This is a genomic window from Xanthomonas sp. D-99 (assembly GCF_017746145.1).
In the GTDB taxonomy this organism is placed as follows: domain Bacteria; phylum Pseudomonadota; class Gammaproteobacteria; order Xanthomonadales; family Xanthomonadaceae; genus Xanthomonas; species Xanthomonas cissicola.
The window spans coordinates 36834-59015 of the sequence record NZ_JAGHWU010000012.1 but is presented as its reverse complement, the minus strand read 5'-3'; the positions used below and the strand labels follow the sequence as shown (position 1 = coordinate 59015).

The following is a 22182-nucleotide window of genomic DNA, read 5'->3' as shown; positions in this document are numbered from 1 at the left end:
CAGGTGCAACGCCAGCGTCGCTCTTGGCTTCCCGGCACTGAGAGAAGCCCCTCGCTTGGTCTACAAGCCTAACGAGGGCGTTCCGCAACAAGGCTTAGCATTTCTGACGTCGCTGCAGCACAATCGACCTGGAAGCGCCAGGTTACGGCAGAAGCTTCAAAATTGCATACTCAAATTTTGAGAACGTTTTGATATCAGTAACATACGTGCGCGGTAGAACGCGAGTTTGTAAAACGGGTAAGGAAGCGCTCATGACACGACAAATCACAAAGCTCGTAATCGGTGCGGGCATGATGGTCATCGCAACGCAAGTCGGGGCCAGCAAGTATCTGATCGATATGCAGGGTGCAGCCGGAAAGCGTGTCAACGTCTACGCCAGTGACGCAATTATGGACCACACACCGATCAATGCTGATCTCGCAAATCCTGACTCAAACCGTGTCATTCAGATTGATTTGACGATGGTCTATGAAGCGGTCGACCAACCCCTATGGTTGGAATATCAACTTCAGTTCAAATGCCCCAATTCGATTCGGCGCGGCCGTGGCGCACCCAAGCACAAGGCTGATTCGACCGGCATGTTGGACACGCCGGATTCCGTGGAATTCCGGGTGGCCAGCGGCGCAAAGACCATGAAACAGGATCCGGCGATCATTGATCTCCAGCCCACCGATTGGCAAAGCACGACCAGCTACACGATGCGACAGGCATGGAATGTAGCCTGCAACACTGCCAGCATTGGCGATGCCAAACGAGCTGCGGCGGTCGATCATGTGATTAGGTCCGATACATTGCGAGCGAAACTGGCAGCCATTGGCTTGAATGGACTGGAACCGGTCCCCGATGGACTGTCGATGAGTTCGCTTGCCGACTTTACCTGGGAAAAACTATGGTCCGATGTGCCGAAGCCCGCGATCAATAGCGGCCGCAAGCTGACGCCAGCAGAATCGGCAGCGCTCACGGCAAAATTGGCCCAAATGCAGCAACAAGTAACCGAAGCGCAGGGGAGGGTGCAGGGCAATCTGGCAGCAATGAAGGCCAATATGGACTTTACTCAGATCGCCGCTGAATACCGTGGAAAAAGGCGTTTATCGCGCAGTGAATCGCTACTGATCCAGGTGTGGTTGGGTAAGACTGAGCAAGAGGTCGTCGCCGCGAACGGCAACCCCGCTGTCCGTCAGGCCGGGATCGCGCGGACGCTCTCTTATGGGCAGGCCTTTGACAATCGCGTCATGTGGCAGAATCTTGTGACCGGCGCGACTTACAATGGCGGCGGTTATAAAAATTGCAACGTCTGCTATGCGCTGATCCCGGACAGCGCCGGGATGCTGAGGGTTGCCGATGTGAATATCTTCGTTGAGTCAAGTGGCGACACAAGTGGGATGGGTCGCGCCTGCACCGACATCTTGAACGTGCTAAACGGCTGAGATCATGGTCTATTTTCGAGCCGCGCTCATGCAAGCCGAAAGCTGGCGATACGCCAGCTGCAACTGGACAACTTTTGACCGGAACACCTCTTTCCCCTGAAGCTGGATGGCGAGCTCATTACTGTCCGGCTTTTCCTCCACCGATTTCTGCACGTCGATGGTCAGCAACAACGCCCCACTGCTCTGGCCAGGCATGCTCACATGGGCGGCCTGAACATTCTGCGTAGGGTGGTTGGTGGATGACAACGTGATCGGAGCGATCTCGGGCTTTGTCACCGGGGGGATTGCCTCGCTGATGAACCAAAGACTGCCATGACCCTTTTTCGCCATCCCAGCGTCGGCGGGACCGCGAAACGACAAGGTGGAATCTGGCGTGATGAAATTAACCGAGCAGTGGTAACCGGTGTTGACGGGTTCGCGTACCAGCACCCAATTGCCCTCAATCCCTTTGTAGAAGGATTCGCTGAACATCGGCTTGTTCGGATCCGCGCCCCCGAGCAACTCAGGGGCGATTTGAGCAGCGCAGGGGCTAGTCCATGCCATGGTGACTACTAAGCCGATCAGCCAATTCTTCATCTGAAATCGTTCTCCATTCATTGGTCATTGACACACGGCTTCGTGCATTCTTGTAGTGACCCCATGCAAGCGGCTACGGGCCATAGCTTAGCCTTCCAGGATTGCAGTGGGAGTTCTACCCCGTTTTTACGGACACTGACAAGAAGGTCGACTCAGGCCATGATGAGTTATCCGTGTCAAAGCCTAGTAAGGTCAGTGCCGAGTCCAAGCGCGGTGCGGTTGAGCAAAGGTTCCGAGCGTGCAGCTTCCAGCATCCGGTGCCATTCCTGCGCTTGGCAGGCGGTGAGCGACAGCCAGGCCAAATCTTCCGGGAGCAGATCGCGACCCTCGGGGATTGATCAGGCGATCACCGAGGAAATAGAACCGGTCCGAGGGCTGGTCAGATCTATACGATGATGCGGGTCGAACTCAATCATGCCGATCTCATCCTTGGCCGGGGTCTGAGGGCGCAGGCAAGAGCCGAGCCAGAGGCCAACTGATGGATGGTGCGCCGGCAATTGCTGCCGGTCAGGGGTAATGCTGCCTGGCAGCAGCTAAAACCGCCAGAAAGTTGCAGAAATCGCACCAAACGCAGCATTTTGCACGTCATTGACATGCAAGAAGCTGGAATTTGAGAGGTCTAGTGGGCCATTCAGACCATCCCCTCAGGAAATTGCGGCAACAGCATATCTGCCTGTGAGCCTGCTGACGCACGCCTGAGGGTTGTTCGTCCGCAAGCGGTAAGTCAATGCCCCTCCGTTAGAAACACCTTCTGCGGCGGCGGGTGCATCAGGAACTGCTGATGCGAAATATTCCACGCATACGCGCCCGCTAGCGGGAAGGCCAGGCAATCGCCAGGCGCCAGCGCGGCGACATGCTGATCGCGTGCCAGCACATCCTTGGGCGTGCATAACTGGCCGACCAGGGTCACCGGGGTCTCGCGCAACACTGGCGCACGCTCACCGCGCAATACACGGAACGGATGATCGTGGCCTTGCGCGGCCGGCGTACGAAAGTGATGCGTGCCACCGCGGGCGATCGCAAACCAGGCGCCGTGGCTGCGTTTGAGATCGAGCACCTCCATCAGGTACCAGCCGCAGCTGGCGCTGACATAGCGGCCCGGTTCCAGGCGCAGGCGCAGGTCGGTGCCATGGTCGCGCAGCAGGGCAGGCAGCCCGGCGCAGAAGCCGGCCCAGTCGAACGACGCGTCCGGTGCCAGATAATCCACACCGAAGCCGCCACCGGCGTTCACGCGCAGTGGGCCAAGCGCATAGGTGTGCCGCCACTGCTGCACGATGCGCAGGTAAGCGGCGATCAGATGCAGTTGTGCGGTGGCGTCGCGTTGATGCGACATCAGATGGAAATGAAAGCCTGTCAGGCGCAGCGATGGGCTCGCCTGTAGTCGCTGCATCGCTGCGTGCAGATCGCACGGATCCAGACCGAAAGGCGAGGGCTGCCCGCCCATCATCAAGCGCGTGCTTTGGGCGCCGGGCACGGCGATATTCATGCGCAGAAACACCGGCACGCAGCGGCCGGCGTGCGCAGCGACCTCCGCCAGCCGTTCGAGTTCGCTCAGGCTTTCCACATGCACGGTGCAGTCGGGCAGGGCGGCTGCCTGGGCGAGCTCGGTGTCGAGTTTTCCCGGGCCGCCAAACAGCAAGGGCGCCTGTGGTTGCTGCGCATGCAGCCAGGCCAGTTCGCCACCGGAGGCGGCCTCGAAGCCGTCCACATGGGGTGCCAGCGTGCGCAGGATCGGTGGCTCTGCATTGGCCTTGGCCGCATAGAACAGTTCGCACTGCGCCGGCAACTGCGCACGCATCCAGGCCGCATGCCTGTCCAATGCGGCCAGATCGTAGACATACGCGCAGATCTGGCCATCGCAGCGTTCGCGCACCTGCGGCAAGGCAGCAAGCATTGCGGCGGTATCGATCTGCAGACTCACGCCGCCACCTGCCGCTGCGCCGCGATGCGGGGGATGGGATTTGGCAGCGCGGTGTAGTCGGATTGGCGATCGGCACGCTGCCATAGACGGGTGCCCAGATTGTTCTTGCCCGGCAGTGGTGCGCCGTCGAGCAGGCCTTGCAGCGCCGCTTGCGCGCCATGGCGTTGTTGCCAGCGCAATGCGATCTCGCCCACGCATTGCCATAGCCGCGCTTCGAGTGCGGCATCGCCTTCGCCGAGATGAAAGATCGCCTCGGCCAGATTGTTGACCAGCGCGCAATACGCCACCCGGTTCCAGCCCTGTTCTGGCGTGTAGTACAGCGATTGGCGTGCGCGTTCGCCGACGCCGCGCAGGCGCGCGGCCGGCCAGTGATGGGCGAGCAGCTTGGTGCCTTCCAGGTCGCGGACCCACACCCGCGTCGGCCAGCCGCCGGCAAAACCGATCACGGTGTTTTGCAGGTGCGGCTCCAGCGCGATGCCATGCTGGAACAGCGCGCTCCACACCCCATCCAGCAGCAGCCCGGCATAGGCGCGGAACCACAGCAGCGTTGCGGTTGGGCGGTCCATCTGCGCGCTGCCGAGCGCCCGCAGGCGCGCAGCGCACACGCTATTGCCCTGCGCATCGCAGGTGAACAAGGCCGCAGCCACCTGCGGTTGCCAGCGTGCCCGTTGCGCGGCGGGAATGCTTTGCCGGTACAGAATGCCGAAGCTTTCCGACAGGCCGCGTGCGGCCAGCGGGTCGGCGGCATGCAATGCGGGATCGACCGAGGCCACGTCCAATGACGTCGCCGCCGGCTCCAGCATCACATCGAAACCCGGCACCTGTGTGGCCAGGGCACGCCAGCTCGGTGCCAGCAGTTCGGTGAGCGCAACCGCACTCTCCAGTTCGTACCAAGCGTTCTTGCGCACGCAGTTGGTGAGCCGTACATGCACCGAACACTTGAGGAAATACGCGAGTTCCGGGTGATACAGCGTGCGGACCGACGAGGTCGGCCGCAGTGCATCGCCCAACGGGCCGACCGGCGCGATCAGGCCGCGCGCCTGCAAGCTGCGCAGCAAGGGGGCGTCGAGCAGCCGCTGCGCTTCCCAGGGGTGGCAGGGGTAAAGATCGTCGCTGCCGCAGAGCTGCCTTAGTGTCGCGCGCACGTCGCGTCCCTGTGTGCGTAGCAGGCGCGGGTCGATGCGGAACCAGAACAGCTGGAACGCCGCCCGCGCTTCCGGTGCGCAGGCCAGCACCTGATCCAGATCCACGCCCTCGCGGCTCTTGGGCGTGGGGTGCAACGCATGCCCCCAGAGCATCGATTGTTCGGCGTCGATCATCGCCTCGCCGGTGGCGGGGGTGACCTGCGCCTGGCGCAATAATGCAGCGGTGACGGCCAGGCTGTTGGCGCTTTGCGCCAGCAGCTCCGGGTTGATGGCCTGCGCGCTGCCCAAGGCCTGCAGCAGGCAGCGTGCCAGCGCTTGCGCATCCAGGCTATGCCACGGTTTGCCGGCGCTCTTGAGAAACGGCGCGGAGGCGAAACGGCAGCGGCCCAGGCGATCGGCATGGGCGATACGCACGCACAGCGCACCGCTCTCGCCCAGATCGATGCGCAGCCAGCGTTGTTCTGCCACGCGTGGGCCGGGCCGATCCAGTCCGCGATAGTCGAACTGCACCGCATGCTGCGGAATCGCGAATTCGCGCAGATAGCAGTTCAACCAGCAGCTGCAGGCCTGCGCGTCGGCCATGCTGTCGTACCAGGGGTCATGCATCGTGTGCGGCGACATCGGCAGTTCTCCTCGAAGGGAAGCGCACCAGAACGGTGAGTGCAGCAGTGGCCGCGGCCAGCGCGGCAGCCAGGAAAGGGGTGGCGGGGCCGGACGCCTGCGCCAGCGCACCGGCGGCGGCACCGGCGAAGACGCCGGCCCATTTGCCGCAGGCATCGAAGCGGCCGAACAGTCGCCCGGCGCTATGCCCGCTGGCGATGTGCGCCAGGCTGCGGTTGAGTCCACGCAGCCCGAACAGCATGCCGAAGCCGAACAACAGCCGCGCTGCTGCCAGTGCGAGCGCATCGTGCAACAGCGCCTGCCACACGCAGGCCACCGCGAACAACGCCAGGCCCGGCAGCAGCCATGCTTGGCCATCGCCGCGTCGCCACCACGGCAGCACCACCAGATACACCAGATGCGGCAGGCTGTAGAGCAGGCCGGCAAGCGCATCGTGGCCTGCGCCGCGCGCGAGCGCATACGGAATGAAATACGGGAACGTCACCACCATCGCGAAGCAGAACAAGAACTGGGCGAGCAGCAGGGTTGGCCACGAGGGCGCGGCGATGGTGCGCGGCGATGCAGGCGATGAAGCGGCCTGCTTCAAAGACGTAGCAGGTGTGCCGGCAGTGTGTTCTCGCGCAGCAGGCTGATCGGCCGGCAGTCGCCACGTCAACGCAAACGCAATCAATGGCAGCAACGCCAGTGCGCGATACAGCGATTGCGCAGGGCCCAGCGCCAGTGCCAGGCCCAGCAGTGCCGGCGCACTCACCATGGCAAGCCGGGCCGAATATTGAGTCCAGTCCAGCGCACGCGCCAACGGGCCGGCCTGCGGCTGGCTGGCCAGATACGCATTTGCCGCCGCCAGCGAACCGCCGCAGGTGCCCTGTACGATCAGGCCGATCACCAGCCAGGTCAGCGACGGCGCGAAGCCGGCAATCGCAAAGCCCAGCGCCAGGCCCAGTTGTGCGCGCAGCAGCGAACGCTTGCGTCCATTGCGGTCCGCCCAACGTCCCCAGGTGCTTGCCGTCAGCGCGGTGCAAAGCGTGGGCAATACATACAGCACGCCGCTCCAGCCCACGGCGGCCGACGGTGCGAGTTCGGCCAAGACCTGCGGCAGAAACAGCGGCATGCCCAGCGCCGTGAATGCCGCCAGATAATGCGCAGCCAGCACCGGACCCAGGATGCGCCTCATCGCGCCGCGCCCGCTTGCGTGCGCGGCGGATGTCGCGCATCGGCGAACGCATCGCCGAACGGATTGGGCGCGCTGTCGCCGTAGAACTTGTTGATGTCGGTGGCGCCGGTGAGCTGCTTGCTGAGCAGGCTGCCGGCGCTGAGCAGGTACTTCACCGGCAGCCGTGGCGCGGCCAACAGGCGGCGTGCGGGGCCGATATCGATGCCGTCGCCTTCCACCTGCGCCAGCGTTGCAGCGACCTGGGCCTGCAACTGCGCGTACAGCGGCGCGCGGAGCGCGGGCTGCCATTCGGCCAGGCCTTCCAGCACCGCCTGCAGATCCAGCTGCAGCACGATCGTGCAGAACATCTGCGCCAACGCCTGTGGATCGTCTACCGCAATACGCGCATCCTGCAACGGGCCCAATGCATCCACCTCCGGCAGCGCTTCCCGCAATTGCGGCAGCGCAATCCGCGCAGCGTCGTTGTCCTTCATCAACAGGCGCGTGGCTTGGCCATCGGCATACACCAGCACGCTGTTCTGCTGATTGGCTTCCAGTGCAACGCCATAACGCAGCCACAGGCGCAGATGCACGGCAAGCAGCAGCTCGGTGTAGTCGCGCCACCAGCGCAGCACTTCGCCATGCGCAAAACGTTCGGCAAGATGGATCGCCATCGGGCGGCCATCGGGCATGGGCGCGCACAGTGCAGCGACCGGGACCAGCGTGGCATCGTCCAGCGCTGGGTAACGCCGCACCAGATAGGCCAGATGCCGCGTCTGCCCGACATGCCCCCCGTGCGACTCGTCGACGAACACGCAACGGCCTTGCAGTGCAGGGTCGACCGCATCGATGTGCCGCAATGCGCGCTCCATCCAGTGCCCGTCATACAGCGTGGACGGCTTGATCAGACGCAGGTTGAGGGCGCCCAGCGTGCGCATCGGAATGGGCAATTTGAGATGCAGGTGCGGATGCTGCAACGGCACCAGCGTGCGCACCGACAGCGTCGGGCGCACGTCCAGCCAGGCGTTCGGCGCTCGCTGCACGCCCTCGGGCAGCGCGAAGCCTTCCTGCTCCAAGCGCTCCCAGACCAGCGGATGCACGGGCCATGCGAGATGCGTGGCAGCCAGTTCCGGCGGCAGACCCAGGTTTTCGAACTGCGGCCATAGCGCGGCCGGCGGGGCGCTGGTGCATTGCGCCAACGCCTGTGGAATCGCCAGCCAACGCAGCGCAAAGGTCGGCGCGAATTCCGGCGCGTAGTGGCGCAGCTCGGCCGCCTCCAGCCCGGCCTTGGCGCGCGCGGTGGGATAGAACGGATGGTCGCGGTAGCTGGCCAGTTGGTCGCAGCGGTAGGCGCGCTCGGCGGCATCGCGGTGATGCAGCGCAGTGCGCAACGCCGGTGCCTGCGCGTGGTAGGCCTGCCGCGCCAGCCCGCGGTGCGCAGCGGCGCAGTCGGCTTCGTCGGCGTAGGCGCGATGCAGCTGTTGCGTTTCGCTATCGAGCTGTGCACCCAGGCGTTGCAACCAGGCGTGTGCGCCACGTTCGACATGCACGCCGTCGTTGTTGCGCACAATCCAGCTGTCGCCGCAGGCCCCGATGTCCTGCAGCGCGCCTTGACGATGGATCGGCAGCCACACCGTGCCGCCGGGCAGGTGGGCGATGCGCCACCAGCCTTGCACCGGGATGGGGTCGGTCCACTGCGCCAGCACCTCGGCGTCCGGTACCGCGGCACTGCCGCGGGTCGCGATCCCGCGCAGGTCTTCGCGCAGGCAGGCATCGATGATGCGGGTGGCGATGTAGCGTTGGTCGGCCATGCTGCTCATGCGCGCAGTTCCGCGCCATCGATGCGCCACTGCAGCCCCGCTTCGGCCTGCACCACTGCGTGTTGCAGGGTCTGCGCATCGCGTGCCAACGCGCTCAGCACGCCCAGGTAATCCTTGTTGGAATGGCTCAGGCGGATGCGCTCGCCCGGTGCGCGCATCCGCCGGTACTGCACGTCGCTGTGCGCATCGCGCTGGCGGTGGTCTTCGCTGGCGGCGACCAGTTCGCCATCGTGTTCTGCCACGTAGTAGCGCAGCAAGGCATGTGCATGGGCACTGCGTAGCTGTGGCAACGGCAGGCCCAGATGCGGTGCCAGCGCCGCGTTGAACCATTGCTTGGCAAACATCTCGTCGAGCAGGAATTCGCGACGGTCGCCGATGCTGCGGTAATTGATCTCCACCAGAACCGGCCCGTCGCCGGTGAGAATGAATTCGCTATGGCACAGCCCGAAGCCGACACCGAACGCGCGCAACTGTTGCAGCGCCTGGGCGATCACCGTGGTGTCCACGTCGGCATCCCACTGCGCTTCGCATTCGACGAAATGCGGTGGCGGCGACAACCGCACCTTGAAGCCGCCGACGGCTTGCAGGCGCTTGCCATCGCCCAGCGTTTCCAGCGTAAACAGCGCACCTTCCAGCATGCTTTCCAACAGCACGGCGCGCTGCGGATGGCGCTGCCATACATCGTCCAGGTAGGCCTGCAATTGCGCTGCATCGGCGCAGTGGCGCACATCCAGGCTCGCCACGCCCTCGCGAGGTTTGGCCACCACAGGCCATGGAATCTGTGCCGGCAACGCCGCGCCCGGCGCCAGCGTGCAAAACCATGGGCAGGGCAGCCCATTCGCACGCAAGCGTTGGCGCATCGCGGCCTTGTTCTTGGCGGCGTAGCACACCTGCCAGTCCTTGCCCGGCAGGCCAAGCGCTGCGGCCACCAGCGCGGTGCTGGTCTGCAGGTGGTCGCTATTGCTGAAGACCGCGCGCGGGGCGATGCCTGCATCGTGCAATACGTCGAGGACGCCGAGCGGATTGAACACGTCGCATTCGATCACCTGCTGCGGTGCATGGCTCGGATGCTCGCGGAAATAAGCCAGGTGGTCGAGCCGGTGGTCGGTCAGCAACCACACCGGCAGGCCCAGCGCGTGCGCGGCCGGCAGGAAACCTTCGGTGATGGCCGGATGGCAGACATGGGTGAGGATCACCAACGGTGCAGCGGATGTCGCAGTCATGGCAGCTCTCGTTCGACAGGACGGTGGGGGAAACCGGTACTGAAACGGGCTGCCTGGCGCCATGGCGGCGGTGGGTGGCCTGCGATACGTCGATCGCATGCCGCGTGCTGCGGCAATGACGCGTGCCTCATGCACGCCGTGTTGTCTTGGCGGCTGTCAGTACGACCGCCGTTGCTTCACGCGCAACCTACGCCTTTGCGTTGGTCGTGTGCAGCGCTTGCCACGTGATGCAGGTTTAAAACGTGTACTCCAGTCCGGCAGTGACGGTGCGCGCAGGCGCGGCCTGGCGCCCCCAGGGGCTGGTGTCCACGCCACGAAACCAGTAGTGCCGGTCGAACAGATTGTTGATCGCCAACGATGCACTGAACTTCTGTCCATCGCGTTCGAACAAGGTATGGCTCACTTGCGTGTTCCAGACCATGTAGGCCGGCAACTGACCCACCGACGCGATGGCATTCTCTTGCACGGTGTTGGCCGCGTCGCTGAAGGCCTTGCTGAAGTAATAGCCGGAAAGCGCGACAGTGGTGTGACCGAGCGCGTAAGTGCCGCCCAGCGTGATCTGGTTGCGGGAGGTGTAAGGCACACGCAAGCCGCGGAAGGCGCCCGATTCCTGGCTGGCATCCAGATAGGCATAACTGGCGTTGAGGGTGAGCGCACGCAGTTGCTCAGGGCTCCACTGCAATTCCAGCTCGCCACCTTGATGGCGGGTCTTGCCCAGGTTGCGGAACACGCGCGTGGTGTTGTCGAGTTGAATCTGTTGATCGAAATCGATGAGATAGCCACCCAACTGGATACGTGTGCGCTCGTTGGGTTGATAGCGCGCGCCCGCCTCGTAATTCCAGGCCAGTTCGGCATCCAGGTTGTTGCCGAAGATGATCTGGGTCACCTGCGGCGCGCGCATCGAGCGCTGCCCGTCGGCGTAGAAGAACCACTGCTCAGTTGCCTGGAAGCCCACCGTCAGGCCGGGCAGGACATCGCGCGTCTGGTTGAGCGTGCTGACGCCGGTGGCGCGATTGAAATAGCGCGAATCCAGGCGTTCGTAGCGCAGGCCCGGCGTGATCGTCACGCGCTCGCCCGGCAAGGTGATGGCGTTGCTGACGTATGCGGCCAACGCGCGGTCTTCGAACCGCCAATCGCGCACGGTGGTGAACAGCCCGTCGCTCAGACGCAGATTGCCGACCAGGAAATCGATGTCCTCGCGCACTGCACGCACCCCGGCAGTCCACTGCTGACGCACGCCACCGGCATCGCCCATGCTCCAGCTCAGCCGTGGTTCGCTGCCGACCACGCGGAAATCGCGCGGTGCGGTCTGGCGCAGTTGCGGTGGCAGGTCCGAGCGCCAGGTTTCGGTGGAGGCCTGGCGCATGCCGACGATGAAATTGCGACTGCTGAGTGCACTGAAGTTGCTCCAGTCCAGGCGCACGTCCTGCAGCGGTCCCCAATCGCCCAGCAGCTGTTCGTAGCTCAGCGACGTACGTGTGGTGCGGCCGTTGAAGCTGTCCAGCGGGCGCGTGGACTGGCGCGGGTCGCGCCGATAATCATCCGGGCTCAGCGCGCCGGCCAGATCCATGTCGACCAGGTACCGCTGCACGCTGGCCTTGAGCAGCTTGGTGTCGTCCAGCCACCATTCGGCACGGACGCGCAGATTGCTGATGTCGGTGTCGCTATGCGCGCGCCAGTACTGGCCATAGGTGCGATTGGCATCGATCTGCATCCCGAAGTTATCGGTGAGATATCCACCGCTGCTGAGCGCACTGTCCTGCAGGAACCGGCCCTGGCCGCCGGCGGTGACCTTGTGCGCCAGCGTGGTGCTCCACGCGCTCGGGATCTCCTTGCTGACCAGGTTGATCACTCCGCCCACGTTATTCGGCCCGTACTGTACCGCTGCGCCGCCGCGCACGATGTCGATGCGGTCGATCTGGTTCAGTCCTACCGGAAACAGCGACAGGCTGGTCTGCCCATACGGGGCCAACGCCAATGGAATGCCGTCTTCGAGCACCTGCACGCGACCGCTACGGCTTTCGTACAGGCCGCGCAGCATCAGCTGCGGCAGCGCGCCGGTGCCGGTTTCATCGAAAATCTTGATGCCCGGCACGCGTTGGAGGGCATCGTCCAGCGAACGATTGCCGCCATTGCGCAACTGGTCACGGTCGATCACCTGGCGGCTGCCGGCATAACGCTGCACATCGTCGGGCTTGGAGCGCCCGAGCAGGCTGCCTTGCACCTGGATCGCGTCCAGCGCACGGATCGGCGTGCCGCTAACGGTCGCATCAAGCGCATCGGTCGTCGGCGTATCGCTTGCGCGCGTCAGCTGCGGCAGCGTCAGCGTGCTCGCCGCGATAGCGATGGCCAGGGCGTGGAAACGGAACGTCGACATCTACGGCGTGCTCCTGCAGGCGGGAGGTGATTGGGGGACGGCAAGGCTGGCCAAATGGCCGCGCAAGGCGCGTTGGATCAGCGCGCGGTCTTCGCCGGCCAGCATCCAGCGCAACTGTGGCTGTTGCAGCCAGTGCGCACGTTGCGCGTCGGTGCGCGGATTGGGGCAGAACGGGACGTTTGCAGCAATGCACTTTGCATGCAGTTGCAGCAGCAATTGCCACACCTGCGGGTGGGTGGGCTGCGCGCCCAGACCCAGATCCAGCGCCAGATCCAGCGCGCCTTCCATCACCAGGGCCACGCCCGGGATGGCAAGAATCTCCGGCAGGCCAGCCACGCCGGCGGCGCTTTCGATCATCGGCACGAGACGGATGTTCGCATTGGCCTGCGCGATGTAGGTGGGCAGATCGACGTTGCCGAAGCCGGTGACACGGCCGCCGGTGATGCCGCGCCGGCCCAGCGGCGGGAAGCGCGCCGCAGCGACGGCGTCAGCGATCTGCGCCGCAGACTCGGCCCGCGGAATCACGATCCCGCGCGCACCGGCATCCAGCACCCGGCCGATCAGTTTTTCGTCCACCTCCGGCACCCGCACCCAGGCTTCGCAGCCGGACAGTTCACAGGCACGGATGGCATGCTCCAGTTCGTCGGGCGCGCGCAGCACATGCTCCAGATCCAGCACCACGAAGCCATAGCCGAGACGGCCCAGCAGCTCGCAGAGCTGCACGCTTGGCAATGCATTGAGGATGCCGACTGCAACCGCCATGGAAGAGGCCGTCAAGTAAACGGGCGCTCATCCTGCGCTTGATGGGAATGATTATCAAGTGTGTCTGAAGGGAGGTTTTTGCTGCCCTGGTCGCAGTTTGGAACAGCGATCAAGCCGATGTTTTCGAACTGAAGTGTCTGCCAGAAATGGAAAAGCCCGCGGGCGTTGGACGCCGACGGGCTTCGGCGTGTTGGTCATCCGGGGCGGACGCCGCTGCTGTCGGATGCAGCGCTTACCGCCGTACAGACGCGCCAGCTCCAGAAGCAGCTTGTGCGTAGATGACGTGCTGACGGCGGACGGGTTTTGCGGAAAGCGCCATCCGCGCGCGCCCAACTACGACGCCGGCACGTTCAACGCGCGATACGGCGGGGTGGACATCACCATTTCGGCCAGCGAATAGGCCAGTTCGCGCTCGGCCAGTACCGCGCCGTCGGCGCCATGTTCGAGCAGGTGCTTGACCTCGGCATCGCTGTGGGCGCGCGCCAGCAGTGTCAGCGAGGGGTTGATGACGCGCAGCTTGGCCAGTGCTTCGCCGGCTTCCAGCGGCTGCGGAATGGCCAGGATCGCGATCTTGGCGTGCTCCGGGCGCGCCTCGGCCAGCACGCGGTCCGCTGCCGCGCTGCCCCGGATGCCGGGAATACCGGCCGCATGCGCCTTGGCGACGTGGTCGCCGTTGTCGTCGATCACCAGCACCGGCACGCCGCGGCTGCGCAGCAACTGCGCCAGCGAACTGCCCACGCGGCCGTAGCCGATCACGATGGCATGCCCGTCGGCCGGCAGCGGCGGGCCGGGCGGCAGTTCCGGCTCGACGGCGGCGGGCGCGTCCTGCGCCTGCTTGGCCTGCCAGCGGTCCAGCCACGAGAACAGGAACGGGTTGGCCACGATCGACAGCAGCGCGCCGGCCAGGATCAGGTCGCGGCCGGTTTCCGGCAGGATCGCCAGTTGCACGCCCAGGCCGGCCAGGATGAAGGAAAACTCGCCAATCTGCGCCAGGCTGGTGGAAATGGTGAGCGCCGTGCCGGTGGGGTGGCCAAACGCGCGCACGATCAGAAATGCCGCCAGCGACTTGCCCACGGTGATGGTCAGGAAGGTCGCCAGGACCTGCCACGGGTGCGCGATCAGGATCATCGGGTCGAACAACATGCCCACCGAGACGAAGAACAACACCGCAAATGCATCGCGCAGTGGCAGCGAATCGTTGGCGGCCTTATGGCTGAGTTCCGATTCCTTGAGCAGCATGCCGGCGAAGAACGCGCCGAGCGCGAACGACACGCCAAAGAACGTGGCCGACACGAATGCCACGCCCAGCGCGATGCCGAGCACGGCCAGGGTGAACAGTTCGCGCGAGCCGGTTGCCGCCACTTTTTCCAACGACCAGGGAATCACGCGCCGGCCGATGACCAGCATCGCCGCGACGAACGCCACCATCTTGAGCAAAGTCACGCCCAGCGCGGCCAGCAGCGAGGGCGATTGGGCATCGTGCGCCGCCGCTGGCGTGCCGGTACCGAGCACATCCGCCAGCGCCGGGAGCAACACCAATGCCAGCACCATCACCAGGTCTTCGACGATCAGCCAGCCCACCGCGATGCGGCCGCGCTGGGTGTCCAGCAAACGGCGTTCTTCCAGGGCGCGCAACAGCACCACCGTACTTGCCACCGACAGCGCCAGGCCGAACACCAAGCCGTGAATCAGCGACCAGCCCATGCTCCACGCCAGCGCCCAGCCGAGCAAAGTGGCCACCACGATCTGTGCCAGTGCGCCGGGCACCGCGATCCACTTCACTTCCATCAAATCGTCGAGCGAAAAATGTAGCCCCACGCCGAACATCAGCAACATCACGCCCAGTTCGGACAGCTGGTTGGCGATGGTCTGGTCGGCCACGAAGCCCGGCGTAAACGGCCCCACGCACACGCCGGCCAGCAGATAGCCGACCAGCGGCGAGAGCTTCACCTTCTGCGCGAGCGTGCCAAGGATGAAGGCGACCGCGAGGCCGACGGCGATGATGTCGATGAGGCTGGTGTCGTGATGCATTCCAATCCGTTGTGAGAGTGTCCGGGAGATCGTCGAAGTCGACCAGCCAACGGCACTGCGCCGGGCGTCGCCTGCGGGCATTGCGTGGTCATGGCTGGAGTCCGGCAGGGGGAACTGGACCGCAAGACAGGTCCGGTTGGCCGGACGCCCATAGTACACAGCGCATGATTAACGCGATGCGACACGCGGCGCATGCGCGCGAACAGATACATGCATCAGGCGCCGCGCGTAAACCGCTGTGCCCATGCCTACCTCTGCGAGCTGAGACGCACGGCGCAAGTCCGGCACGCCGGCTCAACATTGACGACACCGCTTCGCGCTTGCGCAAGGCCGGGGCATGGCGCATGCCGATAATTCGGGCTTCCAGTGAAGCACCGGCGTTCTCCGGCAGGCGCACGCATGCATCGCTCCCGTTGCGGGTGATGCCACATGAGCAAGTCCATGCATCTCAGCGATTTGGCAACACCCCAGTTCCGGCACGATCCCTATCCGACCTACGCACGCCTGCGCGAGGAAGGCCCACTGGTGCAGGTGGCAGACGGCCGGCTGATGTCCGGCCGCTACGCCATGGTCGATCGCCTGCTAGGCGATCGCCGGGTCGGCCGCGACTATCTGCAAAGCATTCGTCTGCGCTACGGCGAGACGGCGGTGCACCTGCCGCTGTTTCAGGGCATGAGCCGCATGTTCCTGCTGCTCAATCCGCCGCTGCACACCCAGTTGCGCGGACTGATGACGCAGGCCTTCGGTGCTCGGCAGATGGAGTTCATGCGTGAGGTAGCCAGCGATACCGCCACCGGCTTGATCGACGCTTTCCAGGCCAACGGCCACTGCGATCTGCTGACCGAGTTCGCGTTCCCGCTGCCGATCGCCATCATCTGCCGGATGCTGGACATCGATGCAGCCGATGTCACCGCGCTGAGCCGCGCGACCAGCGCGCTGGCAAAAGTCTTCGATCCGATGATGACGGCGGAAGAACTGCAGGCGACCAGCGTGGCGTACGACCAGCTGGCGAGGTATTTCCACGGCGTGATCGCGCAACGTCGCAGCGATGGCGGCGACGATCTGATCGCGCGCTTCATCCAGGCCGAGGACAACGGCCGCCGCCTGAGCGAGGAGGAGATCGTCTCCAACGTGATCCTGCTGTTCTTTGCCGGCCACGAAACCACCTCCAACATGATCTGCAATGCGCTGGTCGCCCTGCATCGGCATCCGCAGCAATTGCGCCTGCTGCAGGAAACCCCGAGCCTGCTTCCCAACGCGGTGCTCGAATGCATGCGCTACGACAGCTCGGTGCAGATCGCCACGCGCACCGCCTTGCAGGATTTCGAGATCGAGGGCGTGGCGGTTCCCCAGGGCGCCATGCTGTATCTGATGCTGGGCGCGGCCAATCACGACACGCTGCAGTTCACCGACCCGCAGGTGCTGGATATCCGCCGCCAGCAGGGCCGCGCGCTGTCGTTCGGTGGCGGCATCCACCACTGCCTGGGCAACCGGCTGGCCCTGATCGACATGGAAGCCGCGCTGGCCTGCCTGCTTGCGCGTCTGCCGGCGCTTCGGCTGGAGCAGCTGGATACGCTGAGCTGGAACGATCGCGCCAACCTGCGCGGTGTCGACGCGCTGCTCGCCTCCTGGTGAGCTGTGGCCAGGCGGTGCAGCGACGTGACGTGCCGGGATGGAATCGCAGCGGCAATCACCGCGCTGGCAATCGTCGTGGCAGACGAGGCATGGCCGCTGCACCCGAATCGAGATGCCCACACCCACAAACACCGCCGATCACTCGGCGGTGTTTGCGTGTACGCATGCCCGGATCGGCAGGTTCGCTCGAGCCGGCCGATCAGAAGCGGTAGGTCACCCGGCCGTACCAGTAGCGACCGTTGAAGCCGAACGGCGACAACGAGGAGTACTGCAGACCGCTGGCGCGATCATCGTAGCCGGTGGTCAGCTGTGCCTTGGTCGGATACTGGTTGGTGACGTTGTCGGCACCCACGGTGAAGGTCAGCGCCTGCCAGGTGTAGTTGGCCGCCAGATTGAGGATCCAGCGCGCCGAGTAGGTCTGGTCCTGGCTGCCGTCGGCCGGATCGCCGATGCGCTTGATCGCGCCATAGCGGGTGGCATTGCCATTGAGCGAGAAGCCGTCCAAGGTCCAGTCCGCTGCTAGCATGTACTTGGTGCGTGGCGTGGATTCGGTCAACAAGCCCTGGCTGGCGCGTCCGAAGTTCGGATTGGACAACTCCAGGATCTTGGTCTTGTTGTAGTTGGCGCTGGCGCTCAGGTTGAGGCTGCCGCCGGCACCGAGATCGGCCCGATAGCTGTTGACCCAGTCGACGCCGCGCGTGCGGCTGGTGGCGCCGTTGACGAAGAATTGCACGGCACCGACCTGGCCGATCGGCTGGGCGAGCTGGATCTGGTCCGAATACAGGATCTGGTCCCAGATGCGGATCTGGTACACGTCCAGCGTCGAGGTGAAGTTGGCGGTCGGCTGCCAGACGCTGCCGATCCCGTAATTGGTGGACTTTTCCGGGCTCAGCGGACGCGCGCCCAGCTGCACGGCGATCGGGTCGGAGGTGCGATACGTGCCGACCTGGATCAGCTGACCGTCCTGCGGCAAGGTCACCACCGAGGCGTAGTTCTGTTGCGCCAACGAGGGCGCCCGAAAGCCGTTGGAGACCGTTGCGCGCATGGAGAACGTATCGGTGAACGCATAGCGGGCCGACAGCTTGCCCGAGCGGGTGGAACCGGCATCGCTGTAGTTCTCGTAACGCCCGGCGATACCGCCGGACAGCTTGTCGGTCAGGTCCGCTTCCAGCGCTGCGTATGCCGCATTGCTGTGGCGGCCGAACTTGCCGGCCACCGAGGGTTCCAGGCCGGAGAACACCTGCGCACCGCCGGGGTAGGGGCTTCCGGTCTCCGGGTTGATGGTGTCGGGGTCGAAGAAATACGACGCCGGCGAGCCGGCGACGATCTCGTAGCGGTCCTGGCGGTGTTCGACACCGAAGGCCAGATTGACCGGATAGGCCAGCCCCCAGTCGAAGGACTTGTTGAAGTCGGCGTTGAGCGTGCCCTGTTCGGTTTCGAAACCGCCGGAATTGAAGTTCGTCGGCGAGCTGCCCGTGCTCCAGTACAGATTGGTGTTGATGCTGTTGAGGATGTTGAAGGTCATGTCGTTCTTGCCGTAGGTGGCCGACACGTCCCAATGCCAATCGCTTTCGGTGGTGCCCTTGACGCCGAGCACCGCCGAGCGGTCGTTGATCGGGTTGTAGATCTGCGGCAGGAAGCCATTGGGATACACCGCCTGCACATTGCGGTCGCTGTTGTCGTAGGCACGGTAGTAGCCGTTGGAAGTCACTTCGCGGCGGCTGACGCTCAGATGGCCATACAGTTCGACGTTGGGTGTGAAGTCATAGCCGAACGCGGCCAGGCCCTGGTAGAACCTGGCATCCGGATCGCCATGGCGCTGGTAGGGCACGCCGCTGGGATTGGCTGCGCCGGCAAGCGTGGTGGCGCGATTGGTGTTCTCGCTGCGGTTGGTGTCCATCGAATTCTGGTAATTCCACGACAGTCGCACCCAGCCAGGCGCGGTATCGCCGCTGGTGGCGCCGAACGGCAGGCCGACCGAGCCGTCGATACCGTTCTGTGCGCCGTCACCCTTGTCCATGATGCCGCCATTGACCGAAATGCTGTTGCTGCCGGCAGCGGCGCCGTGCTTGAGCACGATGTTGACCACGCCTGCAATCGCATCGGAGCCGTATTGCGCCGACGCGCCATCGCGCAGCACCTCGATGCGGGCGATGGCCGACATCGGCAGCGAGTTGAGATCGGCCGGTGCCGAGCCGCGGCCGACATAGGGGTTGTAGTTCACCAGCGAGGAGGTGTGATAGCGCTTGCCGTCGACCAGAACCAGCACGTTGTCCGGCGACAGCCCACGCAGCGTGGCGGGACGGGCGGCGTCGTTGCCGTCGGCGATGGCCGGGCGCGGAAAGTTCAGCGACGGCAACAGCTTGCCGAGCGCGGTGGCGACATCGGTGGCGCCGGTGGCCTGCAACGACTCCTCGGAGATGATGTCGATCGGCGATTCGGATTCGGCCACGGTCCTGTCGCTGACGCGCGTACCGGTGACGATCAGGGTGTCGAGGGTTTTCTGCGGCTGGGTCGATTGCGACTGCGCACCGGCAGCGAAGGAACAGACGGTGAGTGCGACTGAAATCGCCAGCGAGAGTGCGTTGGAGTTGTGCATGGGAGTCAAGGCTCGAAAGGAGTGATGGACGTAGCGACGAAGCACCGTAAATACCGGGGGAATGAGACTGCGTACGGGTAATCGGCCATGCCTGCGCGCCGCTTGCTGCCGCAGTACGGAGCAGTGCGCGCGAAGAGGGCAGCAATCGGCAACGCGCGGTGTGGCGCCTTGCGCACTTTGCTGCGCGCGTCCTTGCTGAAGCGGTGCAGCGTGCAGCGGAGAGCGTCTAACCTGACCACCTCACGTATGCGAGGGTGGCCAGGGACGGTGACGTGGCGACACGTCAAACGTGCAGTGCCGCGCGACTCAAGTGCCGGTCGTGGCCGACCGGCACTTGGGAGTTACCACTTGTAATTCACGTTTGCATAGACCAGCGCGCCGTTGAAACCGAACGGTGAGGCGCTGCTGTAGGGCAGGTAGGTGCGCGTGCCCAAACCGGCTTGCTGGCGGTCTGGATACTCGTTGAGCACGTTGTCGCCACCAACGGTGAAGTTCCACGCGCCCAACTTGTAGGACGCGGCCAGATCCAGCGTCCACTTGGCCGCGTAGGTCTGGTCGCTGCCGGCGTTGGTGCCGAACGTGCTGAACTCGCCCCAGCGCGTGGCGGTGCCGGTGAACGACCAGTTGCCCGGCGACCAGGTACCGCCGAGGAAGAACTTGTCGCGCGGCGTGCCTTCGGTGATACGGCCGATTTCGGCGCGGCCGATGCGCACCGCACTCGGGTCGATCGCCATCAGCGCTGCCGGGTTGTCGGCGATGCGTTTGATTTCGGTCTTGTTGTAGTTGTAGCCGGAGGTCAGCTCTACGCTGCCGCCATCCAGGTTCCAGCGATAGGTGCCGACCGCATCCACGCCTTGGGTCTTGGTGTCTACCGCATTGGTGAAGTAGCGCCCGCCACCGATGCCCGGGAAGCCATTGGCCTGCAGGTAGTTGCGGACCGCATTGGAGGTGAGGTTTTCAGACAGCACGATGCGATCGTCGATATCGATGCGATATGCATCCACCGTGATGTACAGATTCTCCACCGGCTGCAACACCACGCCCAGGCCGTAATTCTTGGATTCTTCGGCCTTGAGCGGTTCGGCACCGAGCGCAATCGCGGCAGGGTTATCGGTACGGAAGGTGCCGATCTCGAACGGAATCGCGGTCACCGTGCCGTTGGGCTGTGCCACGTTGAGGAACTGGGTGGCGATCGACTGGAAGTTCTGCTGCTGCAGCGACGGCGCGCGGAAGCCGGTGGACGCAGTCGCACGCACCGCCACCTTGTCGGTAAAGGCATAGCGCAGCGACAGCTTGCCGGTGGCGGTGTCGCCGAAGTCGCTGTACTTCTCGTAGCGCCCTGCCAGCCCGGCCGACAATTTTTCGGTCAGATCCGCTTCCAGATCGGCGTAGACCGAATGACTGTTGCGGTTGTAGTAACCGGCGTCGGAGAGCTTGAAGCCCGGGAACACCTGTGCGCCGGGAATCAACGATCCGTTGGCCGAGGGAATACCGCCGTTGGCCGAGGACGCCGCATCGCCGGGCGACTGGTTGAACTTCTCGCCGCGCCATTCGGCACCGAAGGCCAGCGTCACCGGATAGGCCAGGCCCCAATCCAGCGTCTTGGTGAAATCGGCATTAAGCACGTTTTGTGTCACTTCCAGCGTACCGGCGTGGAAGTCGGTCGGGCTGGTCACGCCGAGGCTGTTGTTCAAGCTGTTGCGCACATCGAAGGTGAGATTGTTCTGGCCGTAGTTGTAGCTCAGATCGATGTTCAAGCCACCTTCGGTTGAGGTCTTCAGACCGCCTACCCACGAGACGTCTTTGCTGACGTTGTAGATCTGCGGAAGGAAGCCGTCCGGATAGATTTCCGGGCGGTTGCGATTATCGCCGGCAAAACGGAAATAGCCGTTGGACAATACTTCGCGCCGGCTGACCATGCCGAACGAATAGAAGGTGAGGTAATCGGTGGGGCTGTATTCGCCGTTGAACGAAAGCGCGCCCTGGTCGATGTCGGGGTCGCCGTAACGTTGCTCCACACGGCCCTGGAAGGGCAACGCGCGGTTGGTCTGATCCGAGTGCCCGGCCTGTGCGGCCAGGTGCACCTTGCCGGTGCCGGCGAAGCTGAAACCGGCATCGCCGGACAACTGATACTGCTCGCCGTCGCCAGCGCTGTACTTGCCATAGCGGCCATTGATGCTGCCGCCTTCGCCGCTGCCCTTGAGCACGACATTGATCACGCCGGCGATGGCATCCGAGCCGTATTGCGCCGATGCACCATCGCGCAGCACTTCGATGCGCTCCACCGCGGCGATCGGAATGGTGTTGAGGTCTGCCGGCGAAGAGCCACGCCCCTGGGTATCGTTGAGATTGATCAACGCCGTGCTGTGGTAGCGCTTGCCGTTGACCAGCACCAGCACCTGATCGGGCGACAGGCCGCGCAGCTGTGCCGGACGCACCGCGTCAGAGCCGTCGGAGATGGCCGGGCGCGGAAAATTGAGCGAGGGAATCGCGCGTGAAAGCGCGGTCGCCAATTCGGTGGTACCGGTCGATTCCAGTGCCTGCGGCGAGATGATGTCGATCGGCGATGCCGATTCGGCGACCGTGCGATCGGCCACACGCGTGCCGGTCACGATCAGGGTGTCGAGTGTTTTCTGGGTCGGCGCCTGCGACTGTGCAGATGCGGTTGAAGCGGAAAACGACAGTGCAAGAACAACGGCGACTGCGAGTGGACTGGTCTTGCAATTCATGCGGTGACAACTCCGAGTGGGGAACGGATGCATCGCAGGGGCCCCCTCCCGGGCCGCGTCCATCGCGGCAGCTGCGGTGCGTTCTCAACCATTAACCACGTGTAACCGCATGTCAAATTTTGGTTACGTTGCGCAAGCAACTGTCATCCCTGTCGTGCTACTG

Annotated in this window: 13 protein-coding genes and 1 pseudogene; 3 read left to right on the top strand and 11 right to left on the bottom strand. The window is 64.3% G+C overall.

Annotated elements, in window-relative coordinates; genetic code table 11:
* Nucleotides 1–290 precede the first annotated feature (290 nt).
* Entirely contained in the window at nucleotides 291–1427 is a 1137-nt protein-coding gene (locus J7360_RS06125; protein WP_209033461.1) for a hypothetical protein, read from the top strand.
* Nucleotides 1428–1436: 9 nt separating this feature from the next.
* Here J7360_RS06125 and J7360_RS06120 read toward each other — a convergent pair whose 3' ends face one another.
* Nucleotides 1437–2003: a hypothetical protein gene (locus tag J7360_RS06120; protein WP_033481123.1), complete on the bottom strand. Its 567-nt coding sequence runs from the start codon at nucleotides 2001–2003 to the stop codon at nucleotides 1437–1439.
* 470 nt (nucleotides 2004–2473) lie between these two features.
* Here J7360_RS06120 and J7360_RS06115 point away from each other — a divergent pair.
* Nucleotides 2474–2595 (top strand): annotated as a pseudogene (locus tag J7360_RS06115) (IS5/IS1182 family transposase); the annotation flags it as partial.
* 132 nt (nucleotides 2596–2727) lie between these two features.
* Here the strand turns inward: J7360_RS06115 and J7360_RS06110 are convergent.
* The 8 genes from J7360_RS06110 to ybaL all read right to left on the bottom strand — a co-directional run bounded on the left by J7360_RS06110 (nucleotide 2728) and on the right by ybaL (nucleotide 15056).
* Complete coding sequence (locus J7360_RS06110) at nucleotides 2728–3924, bottom strand: alanine racemase (RefSeq protein ID WP_209033451.1); 1197 nt, start codon at nucleotides 3922–3924, stop codon at nucleotides 2728–2730.
* Nucleotides 3921–5690 (bottom strand): IucA/IucC family protein, encoded by a 1770-nt coding sequence (locus tag J7360_RS06105; RefSeq protein ID WP_057659630.1) that lies wholly within the window; start codon nucleotides 5688–5690, stop codon nucleotides 3921–3923. The genes J7360_RS06110 and J7360_RS06105 overlap by 4 nt, the downstream gene beginning before the upstream one ends.
* Nucleotides 5668–6864: an MFS transporter gene (locus tag J7360_RS06100; protein WP_007964910.1), complete on the bottom strand. Its 1197-nt coding sequence runs from the start codon at nucleotides 6862–6864 to the stop codon at nucleotides 5668–5670. The genes J7360_RS06105 and J7360_RS06100 overlap by 23 nt, the downstream gene beginning before the upstream one ends.
* Complete coding sequence (locus J7360_RS06095) at nucleotides 6861–8663, bottom strand: IucA/IucC family protein (RefSeq protein ID WP_057659629.1); 1803 nt, start codon at nucleotides 8661–8663, stop codon at nucleotides 6861–6863. The genes J7360_RS06100 and J7360_RS06095 overlap by 4 nt, the downstream gene beginning before the upstream one ends.
* Nucleotides 8660–9886: an ATP-grasp domain-containing protein gene (locus J7360_RS06090; protein ID WP_057659627.1), complete on the bottom strand. Its 1227-nt coding sequence runs from the start codon at nucleotides 9884–9886 to the stop codon at nucleotides 8660–8662. Before J7360_RS06090 ends, J7360_RS06095 begins: the two co-directional genes overlap by 4 nt.
* Before the next feature lie 235 nt (nucleotides 9887–10121).
* A complete protein-coding gene (locus J7360_RS06085) occupies nucleotides 10122–12263 on the bottom strand; it encodes a TonB-dependent siderophore receptor (protein ID WP_057659625.1) in 2142 nt (713 codons plus the stop codon).
* Complete coding sequence (locus J7360_RS06080) at nucleotides 12264–13025, bottom strand: aldolase/citrate lyase family protein (protein WP_057659623.1); 762 nt, start codon at nucleotides 13023–13025, stop codon at nucleotides 12264–12266.
* 333 nt (nucleotides 13026–13358) lie between these two features.
* Nucleotides 13359–15056: a YbaL family putative K(+) efflux transporter gene (gene ybaL, locus J7360_RS06075; RefSeq protein ID WP_057659621.1), complete on the bottom strand. Its 1698-nt coding sequence runs from the start codon at nucleotides 15054–15056 to the stop codon at nucleotides 13359–13361.
* A 441-nt stretch (nucleotides 15057–15497) separates the two neighbouring features.
* Between ybaL and J7360_RS06070 the strand changes: the two genes are divergently transcribed.
* Complete coding sequence (locus J7360_RS06070; protein WP_209033459.1) at nucleotides 15498–16691, top strand: cytochrome P450; 1194 nt, start codon at nucleotides 15498–15500, stop codon at nucleotides 16689–16691.
* 199 nt (nucleotides 16692–16890) lie between these two features.
* Here J7360_RS06070 and J7360_RS06065 read toward each other — a convergent pair whose 3' ends face one another.
* Both J7360_RS06065 and J7360_RS06060 read right to left on the bottom strand, forming a co-directional pair.
* Nucleotides 16891–19290, bottom strand: coding sequence for a TonB-dependent receptor (locus tag J7360_RS06065; RefSeq protein WP_007964924.1), 2400 nt, complete (start codon nucleotides 19288–19290; stop codon nucleotides 16891–16893).
* Between the two features lie 341 nt (nucleotides 19291–19631).
* A complete protein-coding gene (locus J7360_RS06060; RefSeq protein ID WP_022558709.1) occupies nucleotides 19632–22019 on the bottom strand; it encodes a TonB-dependent receptor in 2388 nt (795 codons plus the stop codon).
* Between the last annotated feature and the right edge of the window lie 163 nt (nucleotides 22020–22182).

Excerpts from the sequence above, each read along its gene's own strand:
- J7360_RS06090 (WP_057659627.1), bottom strand. The coding sequence starts at position 9,886 with ATGACTGCGACATCCGCTGCACCGTTGGTGATCCTCACCCATGTCTGC.
- ybaL (WP_057659621.1), bottom strand. The coding sequence starts at position 15,056 with ATGCATCACGACACCAGCCTCATCGACATCATCGCCGTCGGCCTCGCG.
- J7360_RS06080 (WP_057659623.1), bottom strand. The coding sequence starts at position 13,025 with ATGGCGGTTGCAGTCGGCATCCTCAATGCATTGCCAAGCGTGCAGCTC.
- J7360_RS06105 (WP_057659630.1), bottom strand. The coding sequence starts at position 5,690 with ATGTCGCCGCACACGATGCATGACCCCTGGTACGACAGCATGGCCGAC.
- J7360_RS06125 (WP_209033461.1), top strand. The coding sequence starts at position 291 with ATGATGGTCATCGCAACGCAAGTCGGGGCCAGCAAGTATCTGATCGAT.
- J7360_RS06070 (WP_209033459.1), top strand. The coding sequence starts at position 15,498 with ATGCATCTCAGCGATTTGGCAACACCCCAGTTCCGGCACGATCCCTAT.
- J7360_RS06095 (WP_057659629.1), bottom strand. The coding sequence starts at position 8,663 with ATGAGCAGCATGGCCGACCAACGCTACATCGCCACCCGCATCATCGAT.
- J7360_RS06085 (WP_057659625.1), bottom strand. The coding sequence starts at position 12,263 with ATGTCGACGTTCCGTTTCCACGCCCTGGCCATCGCTATCGCGGCGAGC.
- J7360_RS06065 (WP_007964924.1), bottom strand. The coding sequence starts at position 19,290 with ATGCACAACTCCAACGCACTCTCGCTGGCGATTTCAGTCGCACTCACC.
- J7360_RS06120 (WP_033481123.1), bottom strand. The coding sequence starts at position 2,003 with ATGAAGAATTGGCTGATCGGCTTAGTAGTCACCATGGCATGGACTAGC.
- J7360_RS06060 (WP_022558709.1), bottom strand. The coding sequence starts at position 22,019 with ATGAATTGCAAGACCAGTCCACTCGCAGTCGCCGTTGTTCTTGCACTG.
- J7360_RS06100 (WP_007964910.1), bottom strand. The coding sequence starts at position 6,864 with ATGAGGCGCATCCTGGGTCCGGTGCTGGCTGCGCATTATCTGGCGGCA.